Genomic DNA, 14,690 nt, shown 5'->3' on the forward strand with positions numbered 1-14,690 from the left:
CCGCTCACCCGGGTGGGACCGCTGGTCAGCGCGGTACCGCGCCGGCCCGGCCGAGTGCCGCCCGGTCCGGGGCCGGGCCCTGCCCGGGGACCGGGCCGCCGGACACGCCGTACGCGCCGAGCAGGCCGCGCCAGATCCGTTCCGGGGGGAAGTCGCGCAGCGCCCGCCGCCGGGCGTTCCCGCCGAGCCGGGCCCGCAGCGGCGGGTCCGCGCAGAGCCGCTCCAGCGCCTCGGCCAGCGCGCCCGGGTCGTCGACCGGGACGACGAAGCCGGTCTGCCCGTCGACCACCGAGTCGACCGCGCCGGTGGCCCGGGTGGTGACCGCCGGGATCCGGCAGGCCGCCGCCTCGAGCACCACGTTCGGGAAGCCCTCGCGGCGGGTCGGCAGGCACAGCACGTCGGCTGCCGCGTACCGCTGCACCGGCTCGTCGAGGAAGCCCAGCGCGTGCACCCCGGGCCGGTCCCGCAGCCGGCGCAGCGCCGGGTCCGCCGGGTCGTCCGGCTGGCCGACCAGCAGCAGCCGGGCGTCCGGCAGCCGCTCCCGCAGCCGGGCGAACGCCGCGTCGAGGCAGACCAGCCCCTTGTCCGGCACCAGCCGGCCGACGAAGGTCACCACCGGCGCGTCGGCCGGGATGCCCGCCGCCGCGCGGGCCGCGGCCCGTTCCGCCGGCCGGGCGGGGCGGAACCGCACCGGATCCACCCCGTTGCTGCTGCCCGCGCCGACCACGGTCACCTTGCCGGCGCGGACCACACCGGCCCCCACCGCCGTCGCGGCCAGGCTCGGGCTGACCGCCACCACGACGTGCGCGGTGGCGCAGGTGAGGCGCTCGATGGCCCGCAGCAGCCGGCGGCGGACGCCGCGGGTGCCCTCGTAGCGCAGCCCGCGCAGCACGTACACCCGGCGCGGCACCTTCAGGACCGCCGCCGCCACTCCCGCCAGCAGGCCGGCCTTCGGCGTGCCGTACGAGACCACCTGGGGCCGTAGCCGGCGGAGCAGCCGCAGCCAGCGCCCGAGGGCGACCAGGTCGGCGAGCGGGGACAGCTCCCGCGCCATCGGGATCGCGTGCGTGCCGACCCCCTCCCGCTCGCCGGTCCGGTCGAGCAGCGGGCCGGGGGACGACACCAGGTGCACGTCGATCCCGTGCCCCGCCAGCCAGCGCAGTTGACCGTGCAGCAGCGCGTGCGCGGTCACCGGAACCGTGGTCGCCACCACCAGGCGGACCGGGCCGGTGCTCATCGCGGTGTCTCGTGGTGGACGGCCACCAGCGGCCGGAGCGCCTCGCGCAGGTCGGCACGGAAGAGTTCGGAGCCGGCGACGCTCAGGTGGGCCCCGTCCCGGTAGACGATCCGCCCGTCGACGAAGGCGCTGCACCCACCCGCCGGACGGCAGAGCCGGTCGCCGGTGTCCAGGTACGTCGCGGCGAGGCCGCGCACCGTCCCGCGCTCCGCCGCCACGATGTCCGCCCGGACCCGGGTCGCCTCGCCGGAGGCCAGCTCCCCGCAGCCGGGGGCCCGCGACGCGAGGACCGACCGCGCCAGGCAGCCGGGGAAGTTCGCGTACTGGGGGACCGCGCCGATCACCACGACCGGACTGTGCGAGCCGACGGCGGCCACGGTACGACCCAGATCCGAGGCCCAGCCGGCGACGGCCCGTTGCCGTTGCCCGTCGGGCGTGCCCGGGGGAGCGTCCGCCGCCAGGCCGGTCGCCAGCGGGCCGTTGAGGTAGCCCACCGACGCGTTGGAGACCACCACCGCGGCGTAGCCGGCGGACCGGGCGGTGAGCGCGGCGAGGCTGCCCTCGACGAACTGCCGGCAGGCGTCGCTGAAGTAGCGCGGGCGCAGCAGGAACGGGCAGCCTCCGGAGGTCGCCACCTGCAGGTCCATGCCGAGATCGCGCGCCGCGCCGATCATCGGCTCGGTCAGGTGTCCGGCGTTGGAGTCGCCGATCAGCAGGATCGTCCCGCGCGCGCCCGGGGTCGTCCACAGGCACGCCGGACGGGCGGCCGAGCCGAGCGGAGCCGTCGACGCGCAGCCGCTCACCAGGTCGGCGTGCGCGGGGCGGACGGCGGCCTGGACGGCGGCGAGGTCGTCGCGCCCCCAGGACCGGTCCACCGCGGCGACCAGGCCGGCTCCGGCCGCCAACGGCGTGGCGACGCAGACCACGGCGAGCGCCGCCACCGCGCGCCGCGACGGCAGGCGACGGCCCAGATGGATCGGGCGCTCCACCAGCCGGTAGGAGGCGACCGCCGGGACGAGGGAGGCGGCCGCCGCCAGCAGGCCGACCAGCGGGACCTGCGGGAACCAGGCCTTCGCGAAGACGATCACCGGCCAGTGCCACAGGTACCAGCTGTAGGAGAGGTCGCCGAGCGCCACCAGGGGCCCCAGCGACAGACCACGCGACACCGGGTTCGACCGGGCCGCCGAGCCCGCCAGCAGCAGGCACACGGTCGCGGCCACCGGCAGGCCCGCGAGGATGCCCGGGAAGCGGTCGGTCGCGTCGATGCCGAAGGCGGCGACCAGCAGCAGCGCCACCCCCGCGACGGCCGACGGCGTGGCCCACCGGTGCGCGACCCCGCGTCGGGCGCAGAGCAGCGCTACCGCGGCACCGGCGAGGAACTCCCAGGCCCGGGTCAGCGGACTGTAGAACGCGAACCGCATCGCGATGTCCGGGTACGTGGCGAAGGACGGCAGGCCCGGCAGCCAGGCGTACGTGAACGCGACCCCCGCCGCCAGCGAGCCGACCAGGACGAGCCCGACCAGGACGATCGGGTACCGCCGGCGGAACCTCTGCTGCAACCGCCAGCCGAGCAGCAGCAGCAGGGGGAAGCCCAGGTAGAACTGCTCCTCCACGGACAGCGACCAGGTGTGCAGGAACGGATTGGCCTCGGCGTGCTGCTGGAAGTAGCCGCCGGACGAGAGGAAGAAGTACCCGTTGGCGAAGAACAACGCGGCGGCCGCCGCGGCGCGGCCGGTGACCCGCTGGGTCTCGTCCACCGGGCTCAGCAGCAGCGCCCCCGCCGCCAGCGTCACCACCGAGACCAGGGCCAGGGCCGGCAGCAGCCGGCGGGCCCGGCGCACGTAGAAGGCCACCAGCGAGATCCGCCCGGTGGCGGTGAGTTCACGCAGCAGCAGCCCGGAGATGACGAAGCCGGAGATGACGAAGAAGACGTCGACGCCGACGAACCCGCCGGACAGTCCCGCGCCGGCGTGGTAGAGCACCACCAGCAGGACGGCGACGGCGCGCAGCCCCTGGATGTCCGTACGCCGGTGCTGCGGCCGGGGGCGGACCGGCGCCGCCGCCGGTGCTTCGACAACTACCACGGGAACCCCTCCGGAGCGGACGTGGACGAGCGGGAACGAGGGGGCAGCGGCCCACCGGGGTCGGCCGGCGGCCGGCTCGGGTGCGGTACGTCCACGCCGTGGGGGAGCGGTACGCGCGACGCCGGTGCGTCACCCCGACCGGGAACCTGTTGCGGCGGTATCGACCTGCCGGCCGCCGCGGCGGCCCGTACCCCGTCCGGTTCCCGCATGCGGAGGCCCAGCGCGGCGCCGAGAACCAGCAGGGCGCACGGACCGGTCCTGCCGAAACCCCACCACTCCACCGAGACGCTGCTGATCACCACGGCCGTCACCAGCGGCAGCATCGTGGCGGGGGCGAACCGGCGGGCCGCCAGCAGCGCCAGCACGCAGATGCCCAGCAGGGCCAGCACGACGAGGAGCCCCGACTCCGCGAACGCGCCGGCGAAGACGTTGTGCGCACGCAGCGCGTACGCCGCGGCGGGGTCCACGGCGGACACCTGGGCCAGCCGGCCGAGCCCGACCCCGGTCAGCGGGTGGGCCAGGCCCTGCTCGATCGCGTACCGGGCGGCGTCCTCGCGGCCGACCACGTTGAGCTGGGCCCCGGTCTGCTCGCGGCCGACGAAGCCCAGGAACCGGTCCGCCAGCGGTCCCGCCGTCACGGCCAGCAGGGTGAGCACCACCAGCATCGCCGGCACCGCCTTCGCGGGGCGCGCCACGATCGCCCGGTGGAAGATCAGGGCCGCGCCGCCCGCGACCACGGCGAGCAGCGCCCCCCGGGAGCCGGAGGCGATCACGCCCAGCGCGCACACCACGGCGGCGGCCCAGCCCGCGACCCGGACGACGGCTCGCGCCCGCCGGGCCGTCACCAGACCGGCGATCAGCCCGACGGCGGTGAACATGCCGATCCCGTTGGCGTTCTCACCGAGGACGACGGTGTTGCGGTCGGTGCCCAGCGCCGGGGTCTCCAGGGCGGCGATCGCCGCCACCACACCCAGCACGGCGAGCCAGCACGCCACCGTCCGCCCGTTCGGTCCGACGATCGTCGCCGCCGCGCCGAGCACGGTGGCGTAGATGATCGCCAGTGGGATGCCACCGACCCCGAGACCGAGGCTGGGGTCGGTGCCGACGACATCGTCGGCCGGACCGGTGACCAGCAGCCCCAGCAGCACCGTGACGACGCCGGTGGCCAGCAGGAACGAGGCCCGGCGCCGCGCGGTCGCGGTGGCGCCCCGCCAGCGCACCCCGATGACGACGAACAGCAGCGCCAGGGCGCCGAGGGTCAGCAGCGTGCTGGGCACGGCGGTCTGCAGGACCGGTGCGGCCACGCCGATCGCCAGGGCGGCCGAGGGGCGCGCGACGACCAGGCAGAGCGCCCCCACGGCCAGCACGATCTCGACCAGCAGGCGGACGACGGGAATGCCCGGGACCAGGACGACGGCGGCCGGGACCGCCAGCACTGCCGCCACACTGAGCAGCGCCCAGAGCGCGGTGCCACGTCGGGACCTCACACCGCGCTCCCCAACTGCCCGAGCAGGCGCTCGCCGCCGACCGTGGTGGTCAACCGCCCCTGGTCGAGTCGGACCACCACGTCGGCTCTGGCGATGGTCTCGGTGCGGTGCGCGACGACGACGATCGTGATCGACCCGGCCAGCGCGTCGATCGCGGTCATCACCTCGACCTCGGTGGCCCGGTCCAGCGCGGCGGTGGGCTCGTCGAGGATCAGGACGGCGGGATCCCGGTACAGGGCCCGGGCGATCCCGAGCCGCTGCCGCTGGCCCACCGACAGGCGGGACCCGCTCTCACCCAGCGGGGTGTCCAGCCCGTCCGGCATGCCGCGCACCACGTCGCCCAGCGACGCCCGGTCCAGGGCCCGCCAGGCCCGTTCCCGGTCCGGCGCCACCTTGCCGAGCACCAGGTTGTTCATCACGGTGTCGTCCAGCACGAACACCTCCTGCGGCACGTAGGCCACGTTGCGCAGCCACTCGGGGTTGGCCACCCCGATCGGCACGCCGCCGTAGCGGATCGTGCCGGCGGTCGGTTCGAGCAGGCCGAGCAGGAGGCTGAGCAGCGTGCTCTTGCCCGAGCCGGAGGGACCCACCACGGCCAGGTAGGCGCCGAAGGGGAGCCGGAGGTCCACCCGGTCGAGGACCGGCGTGCCCGGCTCGTAGCCGAAGGAGACGTCGGTCAGCTCCAGGTCGGCGTGCCGGGGGAGCGGGTGGCCGTCGGCGGGCTCCGCCGGCCGCCCGTCCTGCTCCACCGCCGCCAGCTCGCCGGCGATCTCCCGGGACAGCTCCAGGCCGGTCCGCGCCTGGGTGAGGCTGCCCAGCCCCCGCGTGATCGCGGGCAGGATGCGCAGTCCCGCGACCACGTAGAGCGCGACCACCGGCAGGCTCTTCGCGGCGCTGTCGTTGCGCAGCACCAGCCCCAACGCGACCAGGATGGCGGCGTAGAGCGCGACCTCCATGACCAACCGGGGTACGTCGTTGAGGATGTTCATCCTCCGCTGGGCCCGGACCATGTCCAGTCGCGAGCTGTCGATCGACCGCAGCACCGCGCCGCGGCCGTCGGCCACGGTCAGTTCCCGGATCCCGCGGAACACCGTCGTCGCGCGCCGGTAGACCTCGGCGACCTCGCGCGCCAGGCGTTGCGACTGCGCGGCCACGAAGCGGCGGCTGACCACGACGAAGGCCAGCGCGACCACGGCCAGGTAGCCGCAGACCAGCAGCGCCGCGCCCGGGTCGGCGACGAAGAGGGCCGCGCTCAACGCCAGCACCGCGGTCGCGTCCGCCGCGACGTTGATCAGTCCGTTGAGCCCGGAGCCGGCGGCGAGGTTCACGTGCGCCACCGCCCGGGCGAGCAGGTCCGCCGAGTTGCGCCGCAGGTGGAAGGTGTACGGGGCGTAGGCGTAGCCGGCGAGCAGGCGCGAGCTGAGCAGCACCTCCGCGTCCGCGGCCCGCTTGCCCCACCACAGCCGGAAGACGAAGGTGGCGACCGGACGGACGATCATGGCGCCCATGGCCACCACCAGGAGCAGCCCCGGGTCGGCGGAGCCGAGCGGGCCGGGCAGGCTGCTCGCCGACGACGCCGGGCTGCCGGCGGTGAGCACCCCGAACACCGGGAAGAGCAGGACCAGCGCGACGAAGTCGAGCAGGGAGAGCAGGACGGAGAGCGCGAGGGCCCAGCCGAACGAGCGCCGGGTCCCGGCCGGGAAGAGGCGCAGGAACTGCTGCACGGCGGCCCACCTCATGACCGGCTCCGCGCGGGCGTCACGAGGTCCTGGAAGAGGCGCAGGTAGCTGTCCGTGCAGGCGTCCCAGTCGTAGGTGGCACTACGGGTGCGGGCCGCGACGGACATGGTCGCCCGCAGCCGGGCCGAGGCGGCCAGCTCCGAGATGCGCTTCGCGAGCTGGTGCTCGTCCCCGGCCGGTACGAGGAAGCCGTTCACCCCGTCGGCCACCAGCAGGCTCGTTCCGCCCACGTCGGTGGCGACGACGGGGAGCCCGGCGGCCAGCTCCTCCAGGATCGCGTTGGACAACCCCTCGGTCCGCGAGGGGTGGATCGCGAACTGCGCGCCGCGCAGCTCCGCCGCGACGTCGGCGGGATGGTCCACGAAGTGCAGGCGGTCGGCGACCCCCCGCTCGACGGCGCGCGCCCGGGTCGCCTCCCGCTCGCTGCCCTCACCCACCAGCCGGACGGTCACCGGCTCGTCCACCAAGGCGAGCGCGTCCACCAGCACGTCGTGCCCCTTGTACCAGCGGAAGTTGGCGACCACGACGGCGGTCGGCGGGCTCGGCGCGACGTCCGCCGTGCCGGCCGGCCGGTCGACGCCGTTCGGCACGAAGGTCACCCGGTCCGGGTCCGCCCCCCAGCGGATCGCCTCGGCCCGCAGCGACGGCGAGTTCACCGTCACCGCATGCGCCCGGCTCACCGCAGCGCGGAAGGGGCGCGCGAACCAGCGCAGGTCGCGGTCGAACACCTCGCCGCGGAAGGCGGCGATCCGCTTCGCCCTGGTCAGCGCGGCCGTCATCGGCAGGGTCAGCCACACCGCCGCGGCCAGCCAGGCGAACACGACGTCGGGTTGCCAGGTGACCAGCAGCCGGGCCAGCCGGACCGGCATCGCCAGGGTCGCCAGGGTGCTGCTCGGCGCCGGATAGCGGCGCAGCACCTGCCACGGCACGCCGGCGGCGTCCAGCCGGGCGGTCAGGGGCCCGTCGCCGCCGGTGAACAGCACCCGGACGTCGAGGCCCCGCTGGGCCAGTTCGCAGGCCAGCCGGGTCAGCTGCCCCTCGGCGCCACCCATCCGGGCGCTGCCGATCACCAGGAGGACCCGCATCGGTCGGCGTCGCCCGCTCACGTGGTCACCGCCACCGGCGCCTCGACGACCTCGCGGTGCCACATCTCCAGCATCAGCAGCGCGTACAGGTGCGGGGACCGGTCCTGGCCGGACATGTGCTCGGCGATGAGCTGGTCCACCGCCGCGGGCCGGAACCAGCCCCGGTCCCGGGCGGTCCGGTCGGTGAGCAGGTCGTGCAGGACGCCCTTGAGCGGGCCGCGGAGCCAGTCGCCCAGCGGGATGCCGAAGCCCATCTTGCGCCGGTGCAGCAGGTCGTGCGGCAACCACGGCTCCAGCGCCTTCTTGAACAGGTACTTGGTGGTGCCGCCGCGCACCTTCAGGTCCCCGGGCAGGGCGGCGGCCCACTCCACGAAGGTGTGGTCCAGCAGCGGGCTGCGCGCCTCCAGCGACACCGCCATGGTGGTGATGTCCACCTTGGGCAGCAGGTCACCGGGCAGGTAGGTGTGGGTGTCGACGGCCAGCAGCCGGTTGACCGGGTCGGTCGCCAGGTGGGCCTGCCAGACGTCCTCGACGAAGCGGTAGCTGTCCCGGTGCGCCACCTGTCGGGCGAACTCGTCGCTGAGCAGCGCCTCCTTCTCCTCCGGTTTGAAGTAGGAGAGGAAGCGGCCGTACCGGCGGGCGGGGTGGCTCTCGGACAGCAGGATCGCGGCGCGCGACGCCCTGCCCAGCAGCCGCGACCGGGCTCCCGGTCGGCGCAGCGCCCGGCCGCCGACACGCAACGACCGGGCCACCAGGGTGGGGATGTGCCGGGGCGTCGAGTGCAGGAAGAGCGGGTAGCGCAGGTAGCCGCCGAGCGCCTCGTCACCGCCGTCGCCGTTGAGGGTGACCACCACGTGCTGCCGGGCCATCTCCGCCAGGTAGTAGCTCGGGATCGCCGACGAGTCGGCGTACGGCTCGTCGAACGACCGGGCCAGCAGGGGCAGGATGTCGAGCACGTCGGGGCGGACCACCAGCTCGTGGTGCTCGGTGTCGTAGAGCTGCGCCACCCGGCGGGCGTGCGGCAGCTCGTTGTACGACTCCTCGTCGAACCCGATGGAGAACGTCCTGATCCGCTCACCGGTGACCCGGCTCATCGCGGCGACGATCGCCGAGGAGTCGACGCCGCCGGACAGGAACGCCCCGAGCGGACGTTCGCTGACCAGCCGTACCCGGACGCAGTCGAGCAGGCGCTCGCGGAGCTGTTCGGCGAGTTCGTCCTCGGTGGCGGTGACGCGCGACCGGGCGGGCCGGTAGTCCAGGTGCCAGTAGCGGCTGGTCCGGTGCTGCCCGTCCTCGTACACCAGCACGTGCGCCGGTTCGAGCTTGCGCACCGACGCCACCGCCGAGTACGGGGCCGGGACGTACTGGTAGGTGAGGTAGTGGCTGATCGCCACCGGGTCCATCGTCCGGTCGGTCGCCGGATCGGCGAGCAGGGCCTTCAGCTCGGACGCGAACGCCAGACCCGCGCCGTCCACCCGGTAGTACAGCGGTTTCTTGCCCAGCCGGTCCCGGGCCAGCACCAGCCGGCGGCGCGCGCCGTCCCAGAGCGCGATGGCGAACATGCCGCGCAGCCGGCGGGGGAAGTCGGTCCCGTACTCCTCGTACAGGTGCGGGATGCACTCGCTGTCCGACGCGCTGCCGAGCCGGTGTCCCTTGGCGAGCAGCTCCGCACGCAGCTCGCGGAAGTTGTAGATCTCGCCGTTGAAGACCGCGACGATCGACCCCGACTCGTCGGTGACCGGCTGCCGACCGCCCGCCACGTCGATGATCGCGAGCCGGCGCATGCCCAGCGCCACCCGGTCGTCCTCGTGGAATCCGGCGGAGTCCGGCCCCCGGTGTTCGATCGCCGCACACATCCGGCGTACCACGGAGGCCCGACTCGCGGTCGCCGGACCGGCGATGCCACAGATGCCACACACGTCCTAGCCTCCTGCGTAAACGTCAAGGTGTTGATCTATTACCTGGTCCATCGCGAACAGGGCCCGGGCCCGGCCGCGGGCGCGTTCGCCGAGGTCCCGGCGCAGGTCGGGATCGGCGATCACGGTGCGCAGCGTGGCCGCGAGCCCCGACACGTCGCCGGGGCGGACGAGCAGGCCGTCCGGCCCGAGCATCTCGGCGGCCCCGCCGACGTCGGTCGCGACCACGGCGCAGCCCTGGGCCATCGCCTCGGCGATCGCGTTGCTCGCGCCCTCGGAGTGCGACGGGTGGACGTACACCGTGCCGGCGGCGAGCCACGGGCGGGGATCGGCCTGGTGGCCGGGCAGGACGAGCGGCACACCCAGCCGGTCGGCCTGCTCCGCCAGCGCCCGCCGCCGTGGACCGTCGCCGACGACGACCACCTCGACCGGGACCGACTCGGCGGCGAGCCGACCCGCGGCGGCCAGCAGGACGTCGTGCCCCTTGACCGGGCGCAGGCCGCCGACCGTCACCAGGCGCACGGTCCCGTCGTCCGGCGCGCGCGGCGGCACGGTGTCGAAGCGCCACGGTTCGAGCGCGTTGCGGATCACCCGGGTGCGGGCGGCGGGGATCCCCTGGGCCACCCAGTGCCGGCGCACCGCCTCGGAGTTCGCCACCACCACGTCGGACAGCCGCGCGGCGGCGGTGTCCAGGACGGTGCGTGGCTGCCGGGCCCGCAGGTGGTCGCCGAGGTTGCGGCGCCACACCACGATGTGCGGCCGGTGCCGCCACGGGGCCACCACCGGCGCGAGCACGTACGCCCGGGCCAGCGCGGCGTGCACCACGTGGTAGCGGCGGCGGTGCAGCGAGCGGCCGAGGCGGGCCGCCGCGAGGCACAGCCCGGAGGCGTCGGCGACGCCCCGGCCGCGTCCGGCACCGAGGCGGGTCACCGGCGCGTCGCCGAAGTCGTGGCCGTCCGGCCCGGTCCCGTCCTCCACGACGAAGACGTCCACGTCGACGCCGCGGGACCGCAACCCGCGCACCAGGAGCTGGGCCTGGGTCTCGGTGCCCCCTCGGCCGTACTGGCCGAGCACGAACGCGACGCGTCGCGGCCCGTCGAACCGCCGCCTCACCACAGGTAGGTCGACGTGAGCCGCCGACGGCGGCGCGGACCAGTGACGAGCACGGTCATCTCCCCCATGGGTGTGTACGGAGTGCGGACAACGGTGGCGCGACGGCGCCCTACGGGGTGCCGACCGGCTCCCGCGCCGGGGTCGTGGCGACCCGGTCGGCGTACTGCGGCAGACCGCGGAACCAGTCCACGGTGCGGGCCAGTCCGACGGTCAGCGGCACCGGCGTCAGGTCGGGGAAGAGCCGGCGCAGCCGGTCGTCGGCGGCCTGCGAGTCCCGGACGTCCCCGGTCCGCGGCGGCTGCCGTTCCACCCGCACCGCCATGCCGAGCAGTTCCTCCAGGTGGGCCACCAGGTCGAGCAGCGAGGTGCGGCTGCCGAAGGCCAGGTTCACCGGCTCGGCGGACCGGACGCCGCGTACCGCCGCCTCGGCCAGCACCCCGACCACCGAGCCGACGAAGGTGAAGTCGCGGGTCTGCCGACCGTCGCCGTGCACCGGCAGCGGCGCGCCGCGCAGCGCGGCGTCGATGAAGGTCGGCACCACGGCGGCGTACGCGTGCCCGGCCGCCTGCAGGGGCCCGTAGACGTTGAAGAACCGGAACGCCAGGGTGGACATCTGGTACGTCGCGCCGTAGGCGAGGACGTACGCCTCGGTGGCCAGCTTGCTGGCGGCGTACGGGCTGCGCGGCCAGGTGGCGAGTTCCTCGTGCTTGGGCAGGTGCGTGACGCTGCCGTACACCGAGGAGGAGGACGCCGCCACGATCCGGGCGTCGTGCCGGCGGCAGGCCTCCAGCACCCGCAGCGTGCCGGTGGCGTTCGCCTCGTGGCTGGCGACCGGGTCGGCCACGGATCGCGGCACCGACGGGCGGGCGGCCAGGTGCACCACGGCGGCGGCCCCCTCGACGACCTCGTCGAGCGCGTCCCGGTCGAGGATGCTGGCCTCGACCAGCTCGACGTCCAGCCCGGCCAGGTTCTCCGCCGACCCGGTGCTGAGGTTGTCCATCGCGACCACCCGCTCCACCCCGGGGCGAGTGGCCAGCTCCCGGCAGAGGTTGGCCCCGATGAAACCGGCTCCGCCGGTCACTACCACCTTCAACGCTCCGCTTCCTTCCTGCCTCGACGCGCGATGTGCCGAACATGCGCCGGTACTGGGACAACGCGGTACATAGGTGGCGAGTTACTGTGCGTCACCCGTCGAGGAAGCGGTGCACGGCGTCGAAGACCCGATCGGCCTGCCGATCGGAGAGCGCGGAACCGCTGGGCAGCGTCAGGCCGTCGGCGAACAGCCGCTCGGCCGCGCCGCTGAGCACCGAGGTCGCGGTGGCGAAGACCGGTTGCAGGTGCATCGGCTTCCAGACCGGTCGGGTCTCGATGCCCTCGGCGGCCAGGTGGGCGGCCAGGTCGGCGGCCCGCCACCCCGCCTCGACGGGGGAGACGACCACGGTGGTCAGCCAGCAGTTCGACCCGTGGTCGTCGTCGGCCAGCAGGCGTACGCCGGGGACCCCGCCGAACGCCTTGGCGTACCGCTCCCGCAGGGCCCGGCGACGGGCGATCATCTGGTCCAGCCGGCGCAGCTGGGCCCGCCCGAGGGCGGCCAGCAGGTTGCTCAGCCGGTAGTTGTACCCGACGTCGTGGTGCTCGTAGTGCGCCACCGGCTGGCGGGCCTGGGTGGAGAGGTAGCGGCAGCGGGCGATGAGCTCGGGGTCGTCGGAGAGCAGCATGCCCCCGCCCGAGGTGGTGATGATCTTGTTGCCGTTGAAGGAGAGCACCCCGGCCCGGCCGAAGGCGCCGGCCGGCCGGCCGTCCCGCTGCGCGCCGAGCGCCTCGGCGGCGTCCTCCAGCACCGGCACGCCGGCCGCCGCGCAGATCGGCAGCAGCCGGCCGTAGTCGGCGCAGGAGCCGAACATGTCGACCGGGACCACGGCGGCGATCCGCCGGCCCGCCCCGCGCAGCCGGGTGAGGGCCCGGTCGAGCAGCTCCGGGTCGAGGTTGCCGGTCGTCTCGTCGCAGTCGACGAAGACCGGCTCGGCGCCGGTGTAGACGACCGCGTTGGCGGTGGCCACGAAGGTGAGCGTGGGCACGATCACCACCTGGCCCGGGCCGGCGCCGAGCGCGACGAGGGCGAGGTGCAGGGCGGCGGTGCCGCTGGCGAGTGCCAGCGCCCCGCCCACCCCGAGCCGGTCGGCCAGCTCCCGCTCGAAGGCGTCGACCTCCGGACCGAGCGGAGCGACCCAGCCGGACCGCAGCGCACCGAGCAGGTACGCCTCCTCCAGTGGGCCAACGTCGGGCGGGGAGAGCAGGATGCGGTCGCTCATCGGCCGGACGCTCCCTCGGGTCGGTCGGGCTGCGGGGTTCGTCTCACGACCGGTCAACGAGCCGCCGGGGCGGCAGTGGCGGACAGACCCGACAAATGCCCGGCCGGCGCGCCACCGCCGCCGCCCGCCGTCCGCCCGCGTCGGTAGAGTGTGCTGCCCGCCGCGCCGTCCCCGGTCGCGGCACCACGGGGGAGGATCCGCCGATGCTGCACCTCAGGGTCATCGCGCCGCGGGACCAGGCGGCCGAGGTGGCCGACCTGCTCGCCGCCGAACCGGGCGTGACCCACGTCGTGGTGTTCCCCGGTGCGGCCCGGCAGCCGGCCGGCGACTACATCGTCTGTGACGTGGTGCGCGAGAGCGCGGACACCGTGCTGCACCGGCTGCGGGAGATGGGCGTCGAGACCCACGGCGGGATCGCCGCCGACGACGTGGAGCTGACCCTCTCGGCCGCCGCCGACCGGGCCGCCGAGGAGGCCCCCGGCCACGGCGAGGACGCCGTGGTCTGGGACGAGATCGCCGCGAAGACCGGCGAGCAGACGGTGCTCACCGGCACCTTCCTGGCGCTGATCGTGGTCGCCACCATGATCGCCGGCATCGGCGTCCTGCTCGACCAGCCGATCCTGATCGTCGGCGCGATGGTGGTCGGCCCCGAGTTCGGGCCGCTGGCCGCCCTCTGCGTCGCCCTGCTCCGCCGCCAGCCGCAGGTCATCGGTCGCTCGCTCAAGGCGCTGGCGGTGGGCTTCCTGGCCGCCATGGCGGCCACCGCGCTGAGCACCTGGGCGTTGACCGCCGCCGGCCTGGTCGGCCGGGACATGCTGCTGGCCGACCGGCCGCTGACCGACTTCATCTGGCGCCCGGACGCGCTGTCCTGGGTGGTCGGCATCCTGGCCGGGGTGGCCGGCATGCTCTCGCTGACCTCGAAGAAGTCCGGTTCCCTGGTCGGCGTGCTGATCTCGGTGACCACCGTGCCGGCGGCGGCGAACGTGGCGGTGGCGGCCGCGTACGGGGTCTGGCACGAGGCGGCCGGCTCCGCCCTGCAACTGGTCATCAACCTGGCCGCGATCGTGCTGGCCGGCCTGCTCACCCTCGTCGTCCAGCTCTGCTGGTGGCGGCGGGTCGAGCGGCGCACCGGGCGGCCGGTGCCCCGGCAGCGGCCCGAGCGCGGGCCGGCGCGGGTCAGCGCCAGTCGTCGCCCGCCTCGAGACGCAGGCTGAGCAGCGTCGCCAGCGGCAGCGACTCCCCGTCGCGGCCGCCCCGGCCCACCACCAGCGGCGGCGGCGACGGCTCCGGGCGTGCCCCGAGCAGCCGCGCGCGCAGGCCGCCCGGCACGGTGAGCAGGTAGAACCGGCCGTCGGTGTCGACCCCCCGGCTGCGGGCCCGGTCGACGTACCAGCCGGTGAGCGGGGTGCGGTAGCGACCGTGCCCGTCGTAGGAGGCCACCGTCAGCCGCTCGGTGCGCAGCCCGCGCCGGGTCGCCTCGGCGGCGAACCGGGCCACCAGTTCGGCCGCCTCCGCCTGTTCGGCCGCGCGCTGCCGCGCGTCGGCCTCGGCGTGCGCCCGCACCGCGTGGCGCTGCCGCTCCCGCCACTCCCGCCCGTCGTCCACCACGCCGACACCGTACGCGGACCCGAGCGCGTCCGGCACCCACCGCCCGACCACTGGCCCACCCGTGGCCGGCGGGCCGCCGGTCGCGGCACGTCGCGGTGGTCCGGTGCAC

General features: G+C 75.3%; 11 protein-coding genes. 1 reads left to right on the forward strand and 10 read right to left on the reverse strand.

Features of this window, described 5'->3' with window-relative positions:
• Positions 1–25 precede the first annotated feature (25 nt).
• The 9 genes from GA0070611_RS01510 to GA0070611_RS01550 all read right to left on the reverse strand — a co-directional run bounded on the left by GA0070611_RS01510 (position 26) and on the right by GA0070611_RS01550 (position 12,973).
• The gene (locus GA0070611_RS01510) at positions 26–1,237 is read right to left on the reverse strand and encodes a glycosyltransferase (RefSeq protein ID WP_091656065.1); all 1,212 of its coding nucleotides are present in this window, start codon (positions 1,235–1,237) and stop codon (positions 26–28) included.
• Entirely contained in the window at positions 1,234–3,321 is a 2,088-nt protein-coding gene (locus GA0070611_RS01515) for an acyltransferase family protein (RefSeq protein WP_091656067.1), read from the reverse strand. Before GA0070611_RS01515 ends, GA0070611_RS01510 begins: the two co-directional genes overlap by 4 nt.
• Complete coding sequence (locus tag GA0070611_RS01520; RefSeq protein ID WP_157740158.1) at positions 3,315–4,808, reverse strand: O-antigen ligase family protein; 1,494 nt, start codon at positions 4,806–4,808, stop codon at positions 3,315–3,317. The genes GA0070611_RS01515 and GA0070611_RS01520 overlap by 7 nt, the downstream gene beginning before the upstream one ends.
• Entirely contained in the window at positions 4,805–6,547 is a 1,743-nt protein-coding gene (locus GA0070611_RS01525) for an ABC transporter ATP-binding protein (RefSeq protein WP_091656072.1), read from the reverse strand. The genes GA0070611_RS01520 and GA0070611_RS01525 overlap by 4 nt, the downstream gene beginning before the upstream one ends.
• The gene (locus GA0070611_RS01530) at positions 6,544–7,653 is read right to left on the reverse strand and encodes a glycosyltransferase (protein WP_157740159.1); all 1,110 of its coding nucleotides are present in this window, start codon (positions 7,651–7,653) and stop codon (positions 6,544–6,546) included. Before GA0070611_RS01530 ends, GA0070611_RS01525 begins: the two co-directional genes overlap by 4 nt.
• Positions 7,650–9,551, reverse strand: a complete 1,902-nt coding sequence (gene asnB, locus GA0070611_RS01535; RefSeq protein ID WP_091656076.1) for an asparagine synthase (glutamine-hydrolyzing) — start codon at positions 9,549–9,551, stop codon at positions 7,650–7,652. The genes GA0070611_RS01530 and asnB overlap by 4 nt, the downstream gene beginning before the upstream one ends.
• Before the next feature lie 3 nt (positions 9,552–9,554).
• Positions 9,555–10,661, reverse strand: coding sequence for a glycosyltransferase (locus GA0070611_RS01540; RefSeq protein ID WP_167604393.1), 1,107 nt, complete (start codon positions 10,659–10,661; stop codon positions 9,555–9,557).
• 109 nt (positions 10,662–10,770) lie between these two features.
• On the reverse strand, positions 10,771–11,748 hold the full coding sequence (locus GA0070611_RS01545) for an NAD-dependent epimerase/dehydratase family protein (RefSeq protein WP_231921590.1): 978 nt from the start codon (positions 11,746–11,748) through the stop codon (positions 10,771–10,773).
• A 97-nt stretch (positions 11,749–11,845) separates the two neighbouring features.
• A complete protein-coding gene (locus GA0070611_RS01550; protein ID WP_091656083.1) occupies positions 11,846–12,973 on the reverse strand; it encodes a DegT/DnrJ/EryC1/StrS family aminotransferase in 1,128 nt (375 codons plus the stop codon).
• A 203-nt stretch (positions 12,974–13,176) separates the two neighbouring features.
• Here GA0070611_RS01550 and GA0070611_RS01555 point away from each other — a divergent pair, with 203 nt between their 5' ends.
• Positions 13,177–14,187: a DUF389 domain-containing protein gene (locus tag GA0070611_RS01555; RefSeq protein ID WP_091656086.1), complete on the forward strand. Its 1,011-nt coding sequence runs from the start codon at positions 13,177–13,179 to the stop codon at positions 14,185–14,187.
• Here GA0070611_RS01555 and GA0070611_RS01560 read toward each other — a convergent pair.
• Complete coding sequence (locus GA0070611_RS01560; RefSeq protein ID WP_407940404.1) at positions 14,150–14,581, reverse strand: hypothetical protein; 432 nt, start codon at positions 14,579–14,581, stop codon at positions 14,150–14,152. The two genes, GA0070611_RS01555 and GA0070611_RS01560, sit on opposite strands and share 38 nt — an antisense overlap.
• Positions 14,582–14,690: the final 109 nt, after the last annotated feature.

The sequence above is a fragment of the Micromonospora auratinigra genome, from assembly GCF_900089595.1.
Lineage (GTDB): Bacteria > Actinomycetota > Actinomycetes > Mycobacteriales > Micromonosporaceae > Micromonospora > Micromonospora auratinigra.